This is a genomic window from Pseudomonas sp. QE6 (assembly GCF_041379005.1).
Classification (GTDB): domain Bacteria; phylum Pseudomonadota; class Gammaproteobacteria; order Pseudomonadales; family Pseudomonadaceae; genus Pseudomonas.
In genome coordinates this window covers 4,358,883-4,376,461 of record NZ_CP166873.1, presented here as the reverse complement: position 1 = coordinate 4,376,461, position 17,579 = coordinate 4,358,883, and the positions used below count along the sequence as shown (strand labels likewise).

The window sequence follows — 17,579 nt, the reverse complement described above, 5'->3', positions numbered from 1 at the left end:
CATGAGCGATCTGGCGAACCTGCAACGCCGCCTGGCCGTGCTCGAAGCCGAGGGCCAGGTGCGCCACCTGATGGCGCGCTACATGGACCTCTGCGACGTGCCACGCGCGCCCCGTGCCAGCGAGGCCGAGCTGGCCGCGTTGTTCAGCGAGGATGCCGTCTGGGAAGGCGTCGGCTGCGAGACCGCACAGACCTTCGGCTGCCACCAGGGCCGCGCGGAGGTGGCGGCCTTCGTCGCCGCCTACCTGCCGCCGTCGCCGCACTTCGCACTGAACCTGCACTTCCTCACCAGCGAAGCGATTCGCGTGGAAGGCGAGGGCGCGCGGGGGCAGTGGCTGATGCAGCAGATTTCCACCTACGAAGGTGGCCGTAGCGAACTGTTCGGCACGCGCCTGGACATCGATTTCCGCTGCATCGACGGCACCTGGCTGATCAGCCATTTCCGCACCCAGCGCCTGTATCAGCAGCCGCTCGGCGCGGCCCGCGAGGAGCAACCTGCATGAGCGTATTCGTCAGCGAATTCCAGCTTGGCGGCGACGGTCTGCGCGTCGCGATCAAGGACAGCATCGACATCGCGGGTTATCCCACCCGCTGCGGCAGTCGCGTACTGGCGGACGCCGCGCCGGCAAAACGCAACGCCGAGGTGGTCGACGCGGTGCTGAACGCCGGCTGGCGCATCGTCGGCAAGACCAACCTGCACGAGCTGGCTTTCGGCGTCACCGGCATCAACGACTGGACCGGTACGCCGGGTAACCCGCAGGCGCCGGAACGCGTGCCGGGCGGATCGTCCAGCGGCTCTGCGGTAGCAGTCGCCGCGGGCCTCGCCGATATCGCCCTGGGCACCGACACCGGTGGCTCGGTGCGCGTACCTGCCGCCTGCTGCGGGGTCGCCGGCCTGAAACCGACCTATGGCCGCGTCAGCCGCGCCGGCGTGCATCCCGCCGCCAGCAGCCTGGACTGCGTGGGGCCGTTCGCTGCCGACATGGACCATCTTATCGCCGCGATGCAGGTGATCTGCCCGGGCTTCGGCGACATCGTGGCGCCCGGCGCCGGAGCGCGCGTGGCCCTGCTGGAGGTGGCCGCCGAACCGAACCTGCTGTCGCGCATCGGCGTCGCCGCCGACCGCGCCGGCTGGCGCCGCGACAGCCTGCGCCTGGAGGGCTTCGACGAAGCCTTCGCCGCCGGCCTGACGGTGATCAACCACGAAAACTGGGCGGCGCTCGGCAGCCTGACCGGCAAGGGCCTGCTCGGCGCCGACATCGAGCAGCGCCTGCTGGCTGCCAGCCTCACCGACGCCGTGGCACTGGCCGAAGCGGAAACCGTGCGCCAGCGCTTCAGCCAGGCGGTGGATTCGGCCCTTGAGGACTACGACGTGCTGTTGCTGCCGACCCTGCCGGGCCTGCCGCCGCTGTTGCGCGAAGCCCGCGCCGGTGGACGGATGATCGCCGGCCTGACCGCCCTGGTGCGGCCCTTCAACCTCAGTGGCCATCCGGCGCTGACGGTGCCGGTGGAACTGGAAAGCGGCGGGCTGAAGATCGGCCTGCAGATCGTCGGCCGCAAGGGTGCCGACGAACGCATCTGCGCCTTTGGCGCGCAACTGGAACAAGCACTGGCCGCGGAGCGGCCGGCCAACAAGAAAACGGCTTGAGGAGAAGCGCATGAACCTTATCGCCACCTCGCGCAGCACCGACGAACTGGTCCAGGGCGACCGCGTCGATGTTTCGCTGTACACCGACCCGGCGCTGTTCGAGGCCGAGTTGGAAAAGATCTTCTACCGCACCTGGGTGTGGGTCGCCCACGAGAGCGAAGTCCGCAATCCCGGCGACTTCAAGACCGCCACCATCGGCCGTCGCCCGGTGATCGTGGTGCGCGACAAGAAGGGCAGCATCAACGTCCTGGAAAACCGCTGCCGTCATCGTGGCGCGACCGTGTGCGAGAAGCACAAGGGCAACGCCACCGGCTTCACCTGCCCGTACCACAGCTGGTCCTACGGCCTGGACGGCAAGCTGCGCGCGCTGCCGTACCCGGACGGCTACGAGGACATCCTCGACAAGTCCGAGCTGCCGCTGACCAGCCTGCGCGTGGGCAGCTACGCCGGGATGATCTTCGCCACCTACAACGACCAGGCCGAACCACTGGAAGACTTCCTCGGCGGCGCGAAGCACTGGATGGACCTGTTCATGAAGCAGGGCGCCGGCTACCCGATCAAGACCCAGGGCGAACACAAGTTCACCTTCAAGGGCAACTGGAAGATCCAGCTGGAGAACACCACCGACGGCTATCACTTCCCCATCGTCCACAAATCGTGGATGAGCTCGGTGGATGACGAGACCAGCGAAATGCTCTCGTTCATGACCGACCCGCAGGCGGTGACCCACGCCCTGGGCAACGGCCACAGCGTGATGGTGATGGTCCCCGAGCACGTCGACCTCGACCATGACGACGGTACCGAGCAGCTGCAGGAGCGCTTCGCCCACGTCACCGAGGAACTCTCCAAGACCATGCCGCCGGAACAGGTGCGCCGCATCGTGCGTTCGCTGCACGGCGCCGGCTTCAACCTCAACCTGTTCCCCAACGTCGCCATGTCGATGTCGTTCTTCCGCGTGCTGCGACCGATCTCGGTGACCGAGACGGAAATCCGCCACGTGGCCCTGGGCATGGATGGCGGCCCGGAGATCGCCAACCGCGAGCGGATGCGCATCCACGAACACTTCCAGGGCCCGTTCGGCTTCGGCAGCCCGGATGACGCCGAAGCCTGGGACCGCGTGCAGCGCGGCGCGCAGGCCGGCCCGAACGCGCCGATCCTGGTCAACCGCGGCCTGAACCGCGAAGTGACCGCCGAGAACGGCGACAAGGTATCCCACGCCACCGATGAAGGCGGCATGCGCGAAGCCTATGACATGTGGAAAAGGATGATGAGCCAATGAGCACTCTCGACTCCCTGAACGGTCTGTCCGGCCCGCTGGCCCAGGCCATCGAATTCATCTGGCGCGAGGCCGAGCTGCTGGACCGCAAGGCCTATGCCGAGTGGGCGTCGCTGTGGAGCGAGGAGGGCATCTACGTGGTGCCGATCGACCCGGAGACCACCGACTTCGCGGCCAGCCTCAACTACGCCTATGACGACGCCCGCATGCGCGGCCTGCGCATCGAGCGCCTGATCTCCGGCCATTCGCCCTCGGCGGCGGATGCGGCGAAGACCGTGCGCAGCGTCTCGCGCTTCCGCCTGGTGGAAGCCGCCGGCGACGTGGTTGAAGTGAACTCGGCGCAGATCCTCTACGCCTACAAGCGTGGCGTGCACACCCCGTTCGTGGCCGACCTGACCCACCGCATTAGCTTCAGCAACGGCGTTGCCCGCCTGGAGCAGAAGGTGGTGCGCCTGATCAACTCCACCGATGCGCTCGGCGCGCTCGGCTTCCTGCTGTAAGGAGCGCGTTATGTCCCGAGTCGCACTGATCACTGGCGCGTCGCGTGGCCTCGGCGAATGCATCGCCCGCCGTCTGCACGCCGCCGGCTACCGCGTGGCGCTGGCCGATGTGCGGCTCGACGCCGTGCAGCGCAACGCCGACCTGCTCGATCCGTCCGGTGAAACGGCCATCGCCATCGAACTGGATGTACGCGAGAAGGCCGACTTCCAGCGCGCCCGCGACCTGCTCGCGGAGCGCTGGGGCGGCTGCGATATCCTGGTGAACAACGCCGGGGTGTCGAAGGTCGCGCCGCTGATGGAAATCACCCCGGAAGAGTTCGACGCCTCGATGGCGGTCAACCTGCGCGGCACCTTCGTGGCCTCCCAGGTGTTCGGCGCGCACTTCGCCGAGCGCGGTTTCGGCCGGATCGTCAACATCGCCTCGCTGGCCGGGCAGAACGGCGGCACCGCCACCGGCGCACATTACGCGGCAGCCAAGGGCGGCGTGGCGACCCTGACCAAGGTCTTCGCCCGCGAACTGGCCGGGCGCGGCGTGACGGTCAACAGCATTTCCCCCGGTCCCTTGGACCTGCCGGTGGTGCGCGAGACCGTGGCACCGGAGCGTCTGGAGCAGATCCTGCAGATGATCCCGGTCGGAACCCTCGGCTCGCCCGAGTACATCGCCGACACCGTGCTGCTGCTGGCGTCCGACAACGCCGCCTCGGTGACCGGCGCCTGCTGGGACATCAATGGCGGGTTGTTCATGCGCTGAGGTTTTGGCGCGGGAGATGGGATTTAAGAGCCCCTCTCCCTAACCCTCTCCCTGAAGGGAGAGGGGACCGTACGGCGCAGGATGACACCGCGGTATCAGCCGGCACGGACTGCTCCCTCTCCCTCCGGGAGAGGGCTGGGGTGAGGGAAAACCCTCGCTCCGTTACCTAACCGACGAACCCGTCCGCTCTCCGAAGGGGCCGGGAAGGGGCCACAGAGCCCGCACCAATGCCTTGCAGGGTGATGCAATGATGAAGGTAAGAATCGAAAGGATCGTCGACGAAGCCCTGGATATCCGTTCCTTCCGCCTCGTGCGCAGTGACGGCCAGCCGTTCGACGTCTATGAGCCGGGTGCCCATGTCGATGTGACCGGCCCCACCGGGGTAACCCGCCAGTACTCCCTGTGCAGCCCGCCGGACGACCGCGTCGCCTACCTGGTGGCGGTGAAGAAGGAGGCCGCCTCGCGCGGCGGCTCCAGCGCGCTGCATGAGCAGGTGAGCGAGGGTATGGAGCTGGAGATGGGTGCGCCACGCAACCTGTTCCGCATCGCCCCCGAGGCGAGCGAGCACGTGCTGTTCGCCGCCGGCATCGGCGTAACCCCGCTGCTCTCCATGGCCTACAAGCTCAACGCCAGCGGCCAGCCGTATCGCCTGCACTATTTCGCCCGCTCGCCGGAGCACGCGGCCTTCTCCCGCCTGCTGGAGAGCGAGGCGTTCGCCGGCAAGGTGGAGTTCCACTACGGCGTCGACCCGGCCGATCTCGATGGCGAGCTATCCGCCTGTGTGGAGCGGGCCGGCACGGCGGCTCACGTCTACACCTGCGGCCCGGCGCCGTTCATGAGCAAGGTGGTGGAAGTCGCTTCGCGCACACGCTCCGAGGACAACATCCATCTGGAGCACTTCCAGGCGGCCCCGACGGCCAGTTCCGCTCCGGCAGGTTCGTTCGAGGTCGAGCTGGCCAGCTCCGGCGTGGTGCTGCAGGTGCCGGCGGATTCCAGCCTGGTCGACGTGCTGCAGGCCCATGGCTGCGACATCGACACCGAATGCCGCGAGGGCATCTGCGGGACCTGCATCGTCGAGGTCATCGACGGCGAGCCGGACCATCGCGACAACTGCCTGTCGAACAAGGAAAAGGCCGCCAACAAGCAGATCTGCGCCTGCGTGTCGCGGGCCCGCAGTGCGCGGTTGGTGCTGGATCTGTAACGCCCGAGTGAGCCGTGTATCGGCAGCACGGCTCTCGTAGGAGCAACTGTCTTGTCCCGGCTGAATCTGTGCCAGGGCTTTCCGCCTCACCCCAGCCCTCTCCCTCAGGGATAGGGGGCAGTCCGCGCCGACTGACACCAAGGTTTCATCCTGCTCCGAACGGTTCCCTCTCCCCCTGGGAGAGGGCTAGGGTGAGGCCCGTCCCGAGTGCAGATGTACCTCGTAGAAGCGGACTTCGTCCGCGACGATCTTCGTCGCGAAAAGGCGCAGCGTTAGCCGCCGTGACGTTGAGCTGCGGGACGTCGGCGGGAAGTCACTCCCGCTCCATCCCCTCCCAATCCGTGCCCTGTACCAGCACGTCGCTCAACGCCTGCGCCGCGCTGGAGAGCTTGTGCTCCGCCAGGCAGAACAGCCCGACACGCCGCTCGATGCAGGGTTCGTCGAGGGCCACGCAACGCGCACCCAGTTCCTCCATCTGCTGCCGGCACAGGCGCGGTACGGCACTCACCCCCAAGCCTTCCGCGACCATCCGGCCGACCGTCACCAACTGATGACTTTCGAACGCAACTGGCAAGCGCCCGTGTCGCGAGGCCAGTTTGTCTTCCAGCAGCAAACGCACGGCCGACGGGCGTTGCAGGGTGATGAAGGGCGTTTCCAGCAATTGATCCCAGGTGACCTGGCTGCATTGCCCCAAGGGCGAATCCGCCGGCAGCACGGCGACGAAACGGTCGGTGTAGAAGGGCGTGAATACCAGGCCGTCGAGGCTGTCCGGCTCCAGCGCGATACCCAGCTCCACGCGACGATTGCGCACCATCTCCAGCACCTGCTCGTTGATCACGTCGTGCACCGCCACGTTCACCTTCGGGTGGCGGTCGCGGAAGGTGCGCAGCACGGCGGGCAGCAGGTTGCCGGCGAAGGAGGGCATAGCGGCGATGGAGACTTTGCCCAGCTGCAGGGTGAAGTGCTGGCGCATCAGTTCTTCGGCGTTGTCCCAGTCCGCCAGCAGGCGACGGGCCAGCGGCAGCAGCGTCTCGCCTTCGGGCGTCAGCGCCACGCTGCGGGTGGTGCGCACCAGCAGCTGGCCGCCGAGGGATTCCTCCAGGCTCTTGATCGCCAGGCTCAGCGCCGGCTGTGACAGGTGCAGGCGCTCGCAGGCCTGGGCGAAGCTCAGGCTCTGGGCGACGGCGAGGAAGGCGCGCAGTTGCTTGACTGTCATTGATAAGAAAACCGGATCAATCAATTGGAAAAACAAACTTAACAAATCAGTCTGCGCCGGTGAAGCTGCAACCGCTCTCTGACCGGCTGGTCGGACACCCCAAATAAGAAAGAGGCAGCAACATGGCAGGACTCGACAAGCGTGTAGGCAGTTACGAGGAAGCCCTGGCCGGGCTCACCGACGACATGACGGTGGTGGCCGGTGGTTTCGGCATCTGCGGCATCCCGGAAAACCTCATCGCGCAGATCCGCAAGATGGGCGTGAAGGGCCTGACGGTGGTCTCCAACAATTGCGGCATCGACGGCTTCGGCCTCGGCGTGCTGCTGGAGGATCGCCAGATCCGCAAGATGATCGCGTCCTACGTTGGCGAGAACGCGCTGTTCGAGCAGCAGCTGCTGTCCGGTGAACTGGAGGTCGAACTGACCCCGCAGGGCACCCTGGCGGAAAAACTCCGCGCTGGCGGCGCCGGCATCCCGGCCTTCTTCACTGCCACCGGCTACGGCACCCCGGTTGCCGAAGGCAAGGAAGTGCGCGAGTTCGAAGGCCGCCACTACGTGATGGAGCGCGCCATCACCGGCGACTTCGCCATCGTCAAGGGCTGGAAGGCCGACCATTACGGCAACGTCATCTACCGCCACACCGCGCAGAACTTCAATCCGGTAGTCGCCACCGCGGGCCGCATCACCGTGGTCGAGGTAGAGGAGATCGTCGAGCCGGGCGAACTGGACCCGACCCAGATCCACACCCCCGGCATTTACGTCGATCGCATCATCCAGGGCACCTTCGAGAAGCGCATCGAAAAGCGCACCGTTCGTTCCTGAGCCCACCGGACAAGAGAGACAAGAAGATGGCATTGACCCGCGAACAAATGGCTCAGCGCGTGGCGCGCGAGCTGCAGGACGGCTTCTACGTGAACCTGGGCATCGGCATTCCGACCCTGGTCGCCAACTACGTGCCCGAGGGCATGGAAGTGATGCTGCAATCGGAGAACGGCCTGCTCGGCATGGGCGCGTTCCCCACCGAAGACGAAGTGGACGCCGACATGATCAACGCCGGCAAGCAGACCGTCACCGCCGTGAAGGGCGCGTCGATCTTCTCCTCCGCCGAATCCTTCGCGATGATCCGCGGTGGCCACGTCGACCTCACCGTGCTGGGCGCCTTCGAAGTGGACGTGCAGGGCAACATCGCCTCCTGGATGATCCCCGGCAAGCTGGTGAAGGGCATGGGCGGCGCCATGGACCTGGTGGCCGGCGCGGACAACATCATCGTCACCATGACCCACGCCTCCAAGGACGGCGAGTCCAAGCTGCTGGAGCGCTGCTCGCTGCCGCTGACCGGCGCCGGCTGCATCCGCAAGGTGCTGACCGATCTGGCCTACCTGGAGATCGAGGACGGCGCCTTCATCCTGCGCGAGACCGCGCCGGGCGTGAGCATCGCCGAGATCGCCGAAAAGACCGCCGGCCGCCTGATCGTGCCGGACGATGTGAAGGAAATGACTTTCTGATCTTATGGTAGGAGCGAGCTTGCTCGCGAACCCGCCCAGGCACCGGGGCAAGAGCGTTCGCGAGCAGGCTCGCTCTTACAGGAATGGTCCGCTTTGGAGTGAAACCCATGCAAGACGTAGTGATTGTTGCCGCCACCCGTACCGCCATTGGCGCCTTCCAGGGCAGCCTGGCGAACATTCCCGCCCATGAGCTGGGCAGCCTGGTCATCCGCTCGCTGCTCGAGCGCAGCGGCGTGAAGCCTGAGCAGATCGACGAAGTGATCCTCGGCCAGGTGCTCACCGCTGGCGCCGGGCAGAACCCCGCTCGCCAGGCTTCCATCGGCGCCGGCCTGCCGGTGGAAGTGCCGGCCATGACCATCAACAAGCTCTGCGGCTCGGGCCTGAAATCGCTGTTCCTCGGCGTCCAGGCCATCCGCTGCGGCGACGCCGACGTGGTGATCGCCGGCGGCCAAGAGAGCATGAGCCTTGCACCCTACGTGCTGCCCAAGGCCCGTACCGGCCTGCGCATGGGGCACGCCGAGCTGCAGGACACCCTGCTGCGCGACGGCCTGGTGGACGCCTTCAACGACTACCACATGGGCATCACCGCCGAGAACCTGGCGGAGAAGTTCGGCATCAGCCGTGAGGCGCAGGACGCCTTCGCCGCGCAATCCCAGCTGAAAGCCGCTGCCGCCATCGAAGCCGGTCGCTTCAAGGACGAGATCACCCCGGTGCTGATTCCGCAGCGCAAGGGTGACCCGCTGTCCTTCGACACCGACGAGCAGCCGCGCGCCGGCACCACCGCCGAGTCCCTGGCCAAGCTCAAGCCGGCGTTCAAGAAGGACGGCACCGTCACCGCCGGCAACGCTTCCACCCTCAACGACGGCGCCGCCGCGGTGCTGCTGATGAGCGCCGAGCGCGCACGCAGTCTGAACCTCCCGGTCCTGGCACGCATCCAAGCCTATGCGAGCAGCGGTGTCGATCCGTCGATCATGGGCATCGCCCCGGTCACCGCCACCCGTCGTTGCCTGGAGAAGGCCGGCTGGTCGCTGGACGAGGTCGAGCTGATCGAAGCCAACGAGGCCTTCGCCGCCCAGGCGCTGTCGGTCGGCAAGGAGCTGGGCTGGAACGCCGAGAAGGTCAACGTCAACGGCGGCGCCGTCGCCCTGGGCCACCCCATCGGTGCCTCGGGCTGCCGCGTGCTGGTCACGCTGCTCCACGAAATGCTGCGCCGCGATGCCAGGAAAGGTCTGGCGACCCTGTGCATCGGTGGCGGCCAGGGCGTCGCCCTGGCACTGGCGCGCGACTGACGGCCGCGCGCAACGCGTTATTGGCGAGTTCCGGGCCTGGTTCCCCGACCGGCCCGGTCAGCGTGATGGGAGGTGGCGACACCGACAGACGGCATCACGGTTGAACGGGCCAGGCGATGTTCCCCGGCATCCGCCAAGGCCCTTGCGTCACCGCCCGGCCCCACGCAGGCCGGGCGGTTTTTCATTCCAGAACGGGCATGTCACAAGCGCCCTTCGACGATGAATCATTACAAGAACAACGAGGTAGACCCCTATGAATTCCCACCTGCACACCTCCGGCACTGCCTTGCAGGACAGCCGCTCCGCGCGCTTCGCCATGGCCTGTTCCAACTGGGCCGAGCGCTGGTTCCCCGACTCCTGGGTGTTCGCGGCCCTCGCGGTGCTGATCGTCAGCGTCGCCGCCCTGGCCATGGGGGCGCCGGCCACCGCCACGGCCAAGGCCTTCGGCGATGGCTTCTGGAGCCTGATTCCCTTCACCATGCAGATGGCCTTCGTGGTCATCGGTGGCTACGTGGTGGCCAGTTCCGGCCCGGCCTCCCGACTCATCGACCTGTTCGCCCGCGTGCCGAAGAACGGCCGCTCGGCGGTGGCCTGGGTCGCGCTGATCTCCATGACCGCCTCGCTGCTCAACTGGGGCCTGTCCCTGGTATTCGGCGGCCTGCTGGTTCGCGCCCTGGCGCGCCGCGAAGAGCTGAAGATGGACTACCGCGCCGCCGGCGCCGCTGCTTACCTGGGGCTGGGTGCCGTATGGGCGCTGGGGCTGTCGTCCTCCGCCGCGCAGCTGCAGGCCAACCCGGCCAGCCTGCCGCCGTCGATCCTGGCGATCACCGGGGTCATCCCGTTCACCGAGACCATCTTCCTCTGGCAGTCGGGCGTGATGCTGCTGGCCCTGGTGCTGGTATCGCTGGTCATTGCCTACATGACCGCTCCCGGCGCCAGCAGCGCCCGTGACGCCAAGGCCTGCGGCGTGGACGTCAGCTTCGCGGCGCCGAGCACGCCCAAGCCGAGCCGCCCGGGCGAATGGCTGGAGCACAGCCCGCTGCTGATCCTGCTGCTGGTGGCGCTGGCCGCGGGTTGGCTGGTCAACGAGTTCAGTACCAAGCCGGCGATTCTGGCGATTTCCGGCCTGAACACCTACAACCTGCTGTTCATCATGGTTGGCGCGCTGCTGCACTGGCGCCCGCGCAGCTTCCTCGACGCCGTGGCCCGCGCCGTGCCGACCACCACCGGGGTGCTGATCCAGTTCCCGCTGTACGGCTCCATCGCGGCGATCCTCACCACCGTGAAAGGCGGCGACGGCTCGACCCTGGCGCACCACATCTCCACCTTCTTCGTGCAGATCGCCTCCCACGACACCTATGCGCTGCTGATGGGCGTGTACTCCGCCGTGCTGGGCTTCTTCATCCCCTCCGGCGGTGGCAAGTGGATCATCGAGGCGCCCTATGTGATGCAGGTGGCCAATGACCTGCAGTTCCATCTGGGCTGGGCGGTGCAGATCTACAACGCCGCCGAGGCGCTGCCGAACCTGATCAACCCGTTCTACATGCTGCCGCTGCTGGGCGTGCTGGGCCTGAAGGCGCGCGACCTGATCGGGTTCAGCTTCGTGCAGTTGCTGGTTCACGTGCCGCTGGTACTGTTCCTGCTCTGGGCGCTGGGCACCACCCTGCAGTACCTGCCACCGGTCCAGCCGTAGCTACGCGCTCGGCGCTGGGGACGGCGAGCCCGGATGTCTTTTGGCATTCGGGCTTTTTTATGGGGGATGCTTGGGTATATGGCCAAGCTCGATCAGGGCGATGCGGCGGGCGAGGCGGGGGGTATGTGATGGGGAGCTTGAGCGATCGGTAGGAGCGGACTTTGTCCGCGATGCTTTTGCTTTTCGTAGGGCGAATAATGCCTGAGGCGTTATCCGCCGTCTTGTTTGGTGTTTCCGCGCCGCTTCGGCGTGTGTTGATGTATTTGGTTTCCTACTTTGCCAAACGACGGATGGCCGCCCCACGCAAAGTAGGCAAAAGTCTCTGCCCCTGCATCCGGTTTTTCGCTTAGGCGAAAAATTCCCTCGCTCCATCGAAGTTTCAGGGGCACGAACTAGGCGTCCCCCTTGACGGGCCATTCATGGCCCAACGACGCTCTCGCGGCATCCATGCCGCTCAACCCCTGAAACTCCGATTCCACTCGGCCTCCTGAAGGGGCGCTCCGGAGTGCGCGGATGTTTCTCTGGAAGTCGTCAATAGCCAGAGCCAATGCGGGAGCACGGCGCCCGTAGGAGCGGACCTTGTCCGCGAAAGCCATCGCGGCGAAATCCGCGCTGACAGGGCAGCACCCGGGTTTGTCGCCAACCTGTAGGAGCGAGCTTGCTCGCGAACCGCCTGACGCTGATGTGGCCGGGTAATTCTGTTCGCGAGCAAGAACCAGGCGTCCCCCCTTGGTCCTGTGAATAGCGGACCTAGAACCCACTCTCCCGCAACGCCACCGCCAGCAACCGGGTAACGCCTTCCCCCAGCCAACTGCGCCGCGCTCCATCGATCTGCAGGTGCCCCCGCGTCTCGTGCAGGTTCGGCGGAGCCGCATCGAGCTTCACCAGCACATGGAACAGCGCCGGGTTGGGCACCAGCGCCTCGCCCTGGGCGTTGACGTTCAGCGGGCCGCCGTAACGCGAGGCGAGCATCGGCTGTTCCAGCTGGCTGACGCGGGTGGTGCTGATCAGCAGCACCTGGCCATCGATGGCGCTCGGTACGCCTTCGGGGTAGAAGCGCACATGGCCGCCGTCGGTGAGGCGCTGCACCTCGTCTTGCTTGACGTAGGCGTCCACCAGCCAGGAACTCGGGTCGACCAGCACGCCGATGGGCTCGCGGGTGTTGATCCACTGGCCGGCCTTCCATTCCGGGTTCACGTCCATCCAGCGGCCGTCGAAGGGTGCCTGCAGTGTGAGGCGGGCCATTTCGTTGCGGGCGGCGCGGGCTTGCTGGTATTCGACGCCCAGGCGCTGGCGGGTGACGGCTTCCTCGGAGAGCCCCGACGGGTCGGCGAGCATGCCGGCCAGACGGCCTTCGTAGCCTCGGATGCTGGCCTCGCTGCCGCGTACCTTGGCGGCAATGTCGGGTTCCTCCATCACCGCCAGGGTCTCGCCTCTGGCTACTGCGCCGCCGGGGCGCACGTCGCGCAGCAGCGCAGGGAAGGGCGCGTAGACGTGCAACTGCTGCGCCGCGCGGGCCACGCCCATGGCGTGCACCTGGGTACGCCAGGGCACCGCGAGCAGGAGCAGCACCGCGGCGAGAATCCCCAGGAACACCACCTTGCGCCGCGACTTCATTTCCGCGCGGCGTTCCCACCAGACCTTGAGTTCGCGCCACACGGGCTGAACGATGAACCAGCTGATTTCCACGGCGAACAGGAAGATCCCCAGCAGTTTGAAGAAGAAGTAGTAGACCGCCACGGCGATGCCGAGGAACAGCAGCAGGCGATAGACCCAGGTACCGAAGGCGAAGGCCACCAGCAGGCGGCGCTTGCCGGTGGGGAAGTGCTCCGGCCAGGGCTCGTCCAGCCCCAGCAGGTTGCGTCGCAGGGTGGTGCGGGCCAGGGCGCCGGCGCGTTCGTGCAGGTTGGGGAAGTCCAGCAGGTCGGAGAAGATGAAGTAGCCGTCGAAGCGCATGAACGGGCTGGCGTTCAGCGCCAGGGACAGCGCCCAACTGGTGGTGGCGAGGTACAGCAGGGCATTGCGCAGCGGACCCGGATCGGCCAGCGCCCAGCCCAATGTCGAAAGCCCGGCCAGGCCCAGCTCGGTGACGATCCCCGCGCTGGCGATCGCCAGGCGCTGGCGGTTGCTGCGCAGCTTCCAGCTTTCCCCGGTGTCGGTGTAGAGCATCGGCCACATCACCACGAAGGCGACGCCCATGTGCGCCACCTTCAGCCCCAGCCGCGTGGCCACCAGGGCATGGCCCATCTCGTGCAGCGTCTTGGCCACCACCAGGGCGGCGGCGAAGCTGAGCAGCCCTTCGAAGGAGAAGGACTCCACCACGTCATGGGTGAAGGTGTCCCACTGGTGCGCCACCAGCACGATGCCGGCCAGGCTCAGGAGCAGCACCAGCAGCGCCACGTAGCGGTTGAACAGCCAGTCCAGGCTCCCGGCGATGGCGCGCAGGAAGCGCTGCGGGCGGATCAGCGGAATGCGGAAGAACAGGTAGTGGTGCAGCCACCACTTCCAGGTGGTCCACTGGTTGCCTTCGCTGCGGGCCTGCAGGCGCGCCAGGGCTTCGGGGCCCGAGCGCAGCAGCTGGTGGTGTTCGAGGAACTGGCGAAAGCCCAGCACCTGTTCGGCGTCGGGGTTGAGCGCGGTCTGCTCGGCGATCTGCTCGCTGATCTGCCGGGGCGTCTGCTCCCAGCGCAGCAGGCATTCGAACTCCAGCCAGCCGATGCGATAGAACCGGTTGAGCACGCTGTCCTGGATCACCCACACCGGCTCGCCGTCCGGGCCGGGGGCGGCTTCGGACAGGCGCAGGTCGTCGCGCAGCGGCGGGGTGGGCAGGTCTTCGACGGCGACGTCCATCACCAGCCCGTCCAGGCGCGCAGCGAGGCCAGCGGCCGGCGCAGCAGGTAGTAGCCGAGCACCACGCGCTCGCCATAGAGCTTGGCCGTGCCGTGCAGGCCGAGGCGGGCGTGGGGCGGGGCGTTCTCGACGCTGGCCAGCAGACGGTAGGAGGCCACGCCTTCGTCGCTGGGCTTGGCCTGGTAGCTGGTTTCGAGGATGGCCCCGTGCAGCGGGTCGAGGGGGTAGGCGGTGAGGAACAGGGCAACTTTCGCTCCCGGCTCCAGGGCGATGGCGTCGGCCACCGGCAACTGGATGCGCATGCCCGGTTCGCTCGGGTCGGCCACCTGGAGGATGCGCTCGCCGGTGACCACCGGCTTGCCCAGCCAGTCGTTGGGGTCGCTGTACACGGCGACGCCGGCGCGCGGCGAGAGCACCCGGGTGCGCGCCAGTTGCGCCTGCACGGCGGCCAGTTCGGCGCGGCGCTGGCGGGCGCGGCCGTCGAGCACCGTCAGTTCGCTCTTGCTCTGCGGATTGTCGAAGGCGCGCTGGCTGGCGGCCAGGAGTTCGGCATCGGCCACCGCGACTTCCTTGGCCAGCACTTCGGCGCGGCTGCGCAGGGTGGTTTCGTCGAGTTCGAACAAGGGCGTGCCGACGTCCACCGGCTGGTTGGGCCGCACCAGCATCCGCGCGATCACCCCGTCGATGGGCGAGCTGATTGCCTGGGCGTTGCGCGAGACCACTTCGGCCGGCGCCAGGGCGGTCTGCCGGACCGGGACCAGCAGCAGCGCGCCGAGAGCGATCGCACCGATGAGCAGTTGGCGCTTGCTCGGCCGCCAGAAGCGCAGGCGCGGGCGCGGGCCGAAGGCGGCCCAGGCGTGCGCCCAGGTCTGCCAGATGCCTTGCAGCAGCGGCTGCAGGTTGCGCGCGGGCGCTTCGTCGAGGAGGAACAGCACCAAGCCCTGGCGTTGGCCGGCGCGATCATGCAGCGGCACGCACCAGAGCCCGGCGGGCCACCACTCGGCCCAGCCTTCGGCGATGTCCGGCGGTGGGTCGAGGGCCGCGCGGGCGAGCCAGGCCGGGGCGGCGTCGGGCAATTGCGCGGCGACCCACTGGCTGGCGCGTTCCAGCCAGACCAGGTAGGGCGAGTCTTCCGTGGGCTTGGCCAGGCCGGAGACGGCCAGCAGCTCGTTGCGCGTGTCGTGGCAGGCGAACACCAGTGCCTGGTGGAAGCGCAGCAGCGGGAACAGATCGTTGGCGATGCTGAAGGCCAGGGCGTTCAGCGAGTCGGCCGCCAGCGCCCGGTCGCGTACGTTGGCCAGGCTCAGCAGCAGCTGGGGTGGAGGCAGTAGCTCACTCATGGCTTTCGGGGAAGCGCGCGACCCCACTCATGCCGGCGATCAGTTCGGGGTAGCTGGCATCCAGCTTGGCCTCCAGTTCCACGGTCTGCGCTACGGCGTCGACCCGCGCGTTGATCGCGCTGACCTTGGCCGGGTAGAGCTTGCCGGTTTCGTGGATGTCCACCTGCAGCGGCATGCCCGGTTGCAGGCGCGGCAGCAGCGAGGAGGGCACGTTGAGACGGACCTTCAGGGCGCCGTCGCTGACCAGGTCGAACAGCGGCGTGCCGGCGGAGACGGTCTGGTAGGGCTTGACGTAGACCTTGGCGATGCGCCCGGAGAAGGGCGCGTCGACCAGGCAGTAGCCGGCCTGGGCGCGGGCCAGGGTGAGGGCGCCATCGGCCTTTTCCACCTCGGTGTTGGCCATGGCCACTTCCAGGTCGCCCACGGCGTCGAGCTTGCGCAGGTTGCGCTTGGCCGCGAGGTTGGCGCGGGCCATGTTCAGCTCGGCGGAAGCGACCTTGGCACGGGCGTTCACTTCGGTGCAGCCCAGCTGGGCTAGCTGCGCGTCCTTGGCGACCTTCTCGCCGAGGCTAGCCTTGAGCGCGCCGAGGGTGCCGTTCATCTGTGCGGAGAGGGTGGTTTCCAGGTCGGAGACCAGCAGCACGCGGATCGCCCCCGGATCGTTGTCCGGGGTCGTCGGCAGGGTGGCGCTGGCGTCGGCGGCCAGCGCCGGGTGCAGGAACATCAGGCCGAGCGCGAGGAACAGGTACGAGGATTTATTGCGCGGCATTGGCGCTTCCTTCCTGACTACCAAGGCCACTGCTGGCCAGAAGGTTGGTGCTGGACTGCTGTTCGAGGGTGCGCTGGATTTCGCGGGCGAGGGTCTTCACGTCGTGGCTCTGGATTTCCTTGGGCATCACCTCGAAGCCCACCGAGTTGTACAGCCGGCCCCAGGCGGCCTGGGCGTCGGAGTAGGCAGCCTCGCGCTGGTAGCGCGAGAGCAGGTAGCGGCCTTCGGCGCGGATCAGCTCCAGCTCGCTGCCCAGGGCGGCGCCACGGGCGGACTGGGCATAGCTGAGCAGGCTCTGGTCGACGCGCAGGCTCTCGTCGGCGAACTCCACTTCCTGCCTGGCCAATTGGTAGCGCAGCAGGCCGACGCGGACCTGGGTGAGGATGGCCATGGACAGCGCGGTGCGGCGCATGTCGTCGGTCTTCTCCTGGCTCTCCTCGGCGGCCTTGATGTCCGGGTACTGCAACAGGCGCAGCAGGTTCATCGAGACGTTGATGCCGGTCTGGTTCCAGTCGTTGTTGTAGAGGTACTTGTTGGAGTCGTACTCATAGCCGTAGTTGAAGCTGATGTTGGGCCACAGCTGCGCCTTGGCGATCTTCAGGTCGTTCATGTCGACGCGCTTTCTGTACCACTCTTCCATGATCTCCGGGCGGCGCTCCAGGGACAGGCGTTCGAGCTGCTCGACGTTGTTGGTCACCAGCGGCAGCGGCTGTTCGCCGATGTCGGCCAGCACCATCTTGGTGTTGGGCGGCAGCGACATCAGCGCGGCCAGTTCGGCGCGGGCGAACTCCAGGTCCTGGCGGCGCACGGTGAGCATGTATACCGAATCGAGCAGGGCGCGCTGGTAGGCGAGGATGTCCTGGCGCGGCAGCAGGCCCTTGCCCTCGGCCTCGCGGGCGGCGGTCAGGGCGCGGTGGGTGCGCATCAGCAGGCCGTCCACTTCCGGCAGCAGGCGCTGGGCGCCCAGGGCGCGCCAGTAGGCATTGCGCACGTCCTGCAGGACGTTCTGCGCGACCTTCTCGCGGCGCTCCTCGGCCATCAGCATCTGGTCGTTCTTCTGCTGGGTGCGGTAGTAGGCGACGCCGAAGTCCAGCAGGCTCCAGGACAGGCCGAGGCTGTACAGCGTGCGGTAGCGCTCCTCGGAGGTGGAGGGCCGCAAGCTGACCTGGCGGTCCTCGATACCGATGGAGGTGCCGCCCGAATCGTTGTTGCGCCCGGCGTAACCGGCCGAGGCCACCAGGCGCGGCAGCATCTCGTGACTGGTGACGTCGCGCAGGTCGGAGGCCAGCGCGCTCTCCAGCAGCTTGAGGCGGTAGTCGAGGTTGTATTTCAACGCGCGCGCCGAGGCTTCGTAGAAGGTGATCGGCCCGTTCACCGGCTCCTGTTCCTTGTACATCCGCGCCTGGTCTTCGATGACCCGCTGGCGCATCTCGTCCTGGGTGTAGGGCTTGGGCTCGAACTGCGAGCAGGCGGCCAGCAGCACGCTACTGGCGATCGTGGCGCTCAGGCATTTCAGGGCGTAGGTGGGCATGTTCAGTCTTTG

15 protein-coding genes are annotated in these 17,579 nt (G+C 67.2%); 10 read left to right on the top strand and 5 right to left on the bottom strand.

Features of this window, described 5'->3' with window-relative positions; genetic code table 11:
* Window position 1 precedes the first annotated feature (1 nt).
* The 6 genes from ACAW63_RS20005 to ACAW63_RS19980 all read left to right on the top strand — a co-directional run bounded on the left by ACAW63_RS20005 (window position 2) and on the right by ACAW63_RS19980 (window position 5,375).
* Entirely contained in the window at window positions 2-502 is a 501-nt protein-coding gene (locus ACAW63_RS20005; protein ID WP_371228050.1) for a nuclear transport factor 2 family protein, read from the top strand.
* Window positions 499-1,647 carry an amidase gene (locus ACAW63_RS20000; RefSeq protein ID WP_371228048.1) on the top strand — a complete coding sequence of 383 codons (1,149 nt, stop codon included), beginning with the start codon at window positions 499-501 and terminating at the stop codon, window positions 1,645-1,647. Before ACAW63_RS20005 ends, ACAW63_RS20000 begins: the two co-directional genes overlap by 4 nt.
* Before the next feature lie 10 nt (window positions 1,648-1,657).
* Window positions 1,658-2,926 (top strand): aromatic ring-hydroxylating dioxygenase subunit alpha, encoded by a 1,269-nt coding sequence (locus ACAW63_RS19995; RefSeq protein ID WP_371228046.1) that lies wholly within the window; start codon window positions 1,658-1,660, stop codon window positions 2,924-2,926.
* Window positions 2,923-3,423, top strand: coding sequence for an aromatic-ring-hydroxylating dioxygenase subunit beta (locus ACAW63_RS19990; protein WP_371228044.1), 501 nt, complete (start codon window positions 2,923-2,925; stop codon window positions 3,421-3,423). Before ACAW63_RS19995 ends, ACAW63_RS19990 begins: the two co-directional genes overlap by 4 nt.
* Before the next feature lie 10 nt (window positions 3,424-3,433).
* On the top strand, window positions 3,434-4,174 hold the full coding sequence (locus ACAW63_RS19985) for an SDR family NAD(P)-dependent oxidoreductase (protein WP_371228042.1): 741 nt from the start codon (window positions 3,434-3,436) through the stop codon (window positions 4,172-4,174).
* A 247-nt stretch (window positions 4,175-4,421) separates the two neighbouring features.
* The gene (locus ACAW63_RS19980) at window positions 4,422-5,375 is read left to right on the top strand and encodes a 2Fe-2S iron-sulfur cluster-binding protein (RefSeq protein ID WP_371228040.1); all 954 of its coding nucleotides are present in this window, start codon (window positions 4,422-4,424) and stop codon (window positions 5,373-5,375) included.
* Between the two features lie 313 nt (window positions 5,376-5,688).
* Here the strand turns inward: ACAW63_RS19980 and ACAW63_RS19975 are convergent, their stop codons facing one another.
* On the bottom strand, window positions 5,689-6,591 hold the full coding sequence (locus tag ACAW63_RS19975) for a LysR family transcriptional regulator (protein WP_371228038.1): 903 nt from the start codon (window positions 6,589-6,591) through the stop codon (window positions 5,689-5,691).
* 122 nt (window positions 6,592-6,713) lie between these two features.
* Between ACAW63_RS19975 and ACAW63_RS19970 the strand changes: the two genes are divergently transcribed.
* The 4 genes from ACAW63_RS19970 to ACAW63_RS19955 all read left to right on the top strand — a co-directional run bounded on the left by ACAW63_RS19970 (window position 6,714) and on the right by ACAW63_RS19955 (window position 11,077).
* Window positions 6,714-7,412 (top strand): CoA transferase subunit A, encoded by a 699-nt coding sequence (locus ACAW63_RS19970; protein WP_275611633.1) that lies wholly within the window; start codon window positions 6,714-6,716, stop codon window positions 7,410-7,412.
* A gap of 26 nt (window positions 7,413-7,438) precedes the next feature.
* Complete coding sequence (locus ACAW63_RS19965) at window positions 7,439-8,095, top strand: CoA transferase subunit B (RefSeq protein WP_275611634.1); 657 nt, start codon at window positions 7,439-7,441, stop codon at window positions 8,093-8,095.
* Window positions 8,096-8,202: 107 nt separating this feature from the next.
* Window positions 8,203-9,384: an acetyl-CoA C-acetyltransferase gene (locus ACAW63_RS19960; protein ID WP_275611635.1), complete on the top strand. Its 1,182-nt coding sequence runs from the start codon at window positions 8,203-8,205 to the stop codon at window positions 9,382-9,384.
* 253 nt (window positions 9,385-9,637) lie between these two features.
* A complete protein-coding gene (locus ACAW63_RS19955; protein ID WP_371228035.1) occupies window positions 9,638-11,077 on the top strand; it encodes a short-chain fatty acid transporter in 1,440 nt (479 codons plus the stop codon).
* 750 nt (window positions 11,078-11,827) lie between these two features.
* On the opposite strand, the gene ACAW63_RS19950 is transcribed toward ACAW63_RS19955, so the two are convergent.
* Genes ACAW63_RS19950 through ACAW63_RS19935 form a run of 4 tightly spaced genes read right to left on the bottom strand, consistent with a single transcriptional unit; the run spans window position 11,828 to window position 17,567 of the window.
* Window positions 11,828-13,927 (bottom strand): HlyD family efflux transporter periplasmic adaptor subunit, encoded by a 2,100-nt coding sequence (locus tag ACAW63_RS19950; protein ID WP_371228033.1) that lies wholly within the window; start codon window positions 13,925-13,927, stop codon window positions 11,828-11,830.
* Complete coding sequence (locus tag ACAW63_RS19945; protein WP_371228031.1) at window positions 13,927-15,267, bottom strand: efflux RND transporter periplasmic adaptor subunit; 1,341 nt, start codon at window positions 15,265-15,267, stop codon at window positions 13,927-13,929. The genes ACAW63_RS19950 and ACAW63_RS19945 overlap by 1 nt, the downstream gene beginning before the upstream one ends.
* Window positions 15,260-16,036, bottom strand: a complete 777-nt coding sequence (locus ACAW63_RS19940) for an efflux RND transporter periplasmic adaptor subunit (protein WP_371228029.1) — start codon at window positions 16,034-16,036, stop codon at window positions 15,260-15,262. Before ACAW63_RS19940 ends, ACAW63_RS19945 begins: the two co-directional genes overlap by 8 nt.
* Window positions 16,023-17,567, bottom strand: a complete 1,545-nt coding sequence (locus ACAW63_RS19935) for a TolC family protein (RefSeq protein WP_371234724.1) — start codon at window positions 17,565-17,567, stop codon at window positions 16,023-16,025. The genes ACAW63_RS19940 and ACAW63_RS19935 overlap by 14 nt, the downstream gene beginning before the upstream one ends.
* Window positions 17,568-17,579: the final 12 nt, after the last annotated feature.

Excerpts from the sequence above, each read along its gene's own strand:
- ACAW63_RS20005 (WP_371228050.1), top strand. The coding sequence starts at position 2 with ATGAGCGATCTGGCGAACCTGCAACGCCGCCTGGCCGTGCTCGAAGCC.
- ACAW63_RS20000 (WP_371228048.1), top strand. The coding sequence starts at position 499 with ATGAGCGTATTCGTCAGCGAATTCCAGCTTGGCGGCGACGGTCTGCGC.
- ACAW63_RS19995 (WP_371228046.1), top strand. The coding sequence starts at position 1,658 with ATGAACCTTATCGCCACCTCGCGCAGCACCGACGAACTGGTCCAGGGC.
- ACAW63_RS19990 (WP_371228044.1), top strand. The coding sequence starts at position 2,923 with ATGAGCACTCTCGACTCCCTGAACGGTCTGTCCGGCCCGCTGGCCCAG.
- ACAW63_RS19985 (WP_371228042.1), top strand. The coding sequence starts at position 3,434 with ATGTCCCGAGTCGCACTGATCACTGGCGCGTCGCGTGGCCTCGGCGAA.
- ACAW63_RS19980 (WP_371228040.1), top strand. The coding sequence starts at position 4,422 with ATGATGAAGGTAAGAATCGAAAGGATCGTCGACGAAGCCCTGGATATC.
- ACAW63_RS19975 (WP_371228038.1), bottom strand. The coding sequence starts at position 6,591 with ATGACAGTCAAGCAACTGCGCGCCTTCCTCGCCGTCGCCCAGAGCCTG.
- ACAW63_RS19970 (WP_275611633.1), top strand. The coding sequence starts at position 6,714 with ATGGCAGGACTCGACAAGCGTGTAGGCAGTTACGAGGAAGCCCTGGCC.
- ACAW63_RS19965 (WP_275611634.1), top strand. The coding sequence starts at position 7,439 with ATGGCATTGACCCGCGAACAAATGGCTCAGCGCGTGGCGCGCGAGCTG.
- ACAW63_RS19960 (WP_275611635.1), top strand. The coding sequence starts at position 8,203 with ATGCAAGACGTAGTGATTGTTGCCGCCACCCGTACCGCCATTGGCGCC.
- ACAW63_RS19955 (WP_371228035.1), top strand. The coding sequence starts at position 9,638 with ATGAATTCCCACCTGCACACCTCCGGCACTGCCTTGCAGGACAGCCGC.
- ACAW63_RS19950 (WP_371228033.1), bottom strand. The coding sequence starts at position 13,927 with ATGGACGTCGCCGTCGAAGACCTGCCCACCCCGCCGCTGCGCGACGAC.
- ACAW63_RS19945 (WP_371228031.1), bottom strand. The coding sequence starts at position 15,267 with ATGAGTGAGCTACTGCCTCCACCCCAGCTGCTGCTGAGCCTGGCCAAC.
- ACAW63_RS19940 (WP_371228029.1), bottom strand. The coding sequence starts at position 16,036 with ATGCCGCGCAATAAATCCTCGTACCTGTTCCTCGCGCTCGGCCTGATG.
- ACAW63_RS19935 (WP_371234724.1), bottom strand. The coding sequence starts at position 17,567 with ATGCCCACCTACGCCCTGAAATGCCTGAGCGCCACGATCGCCAGTAGC.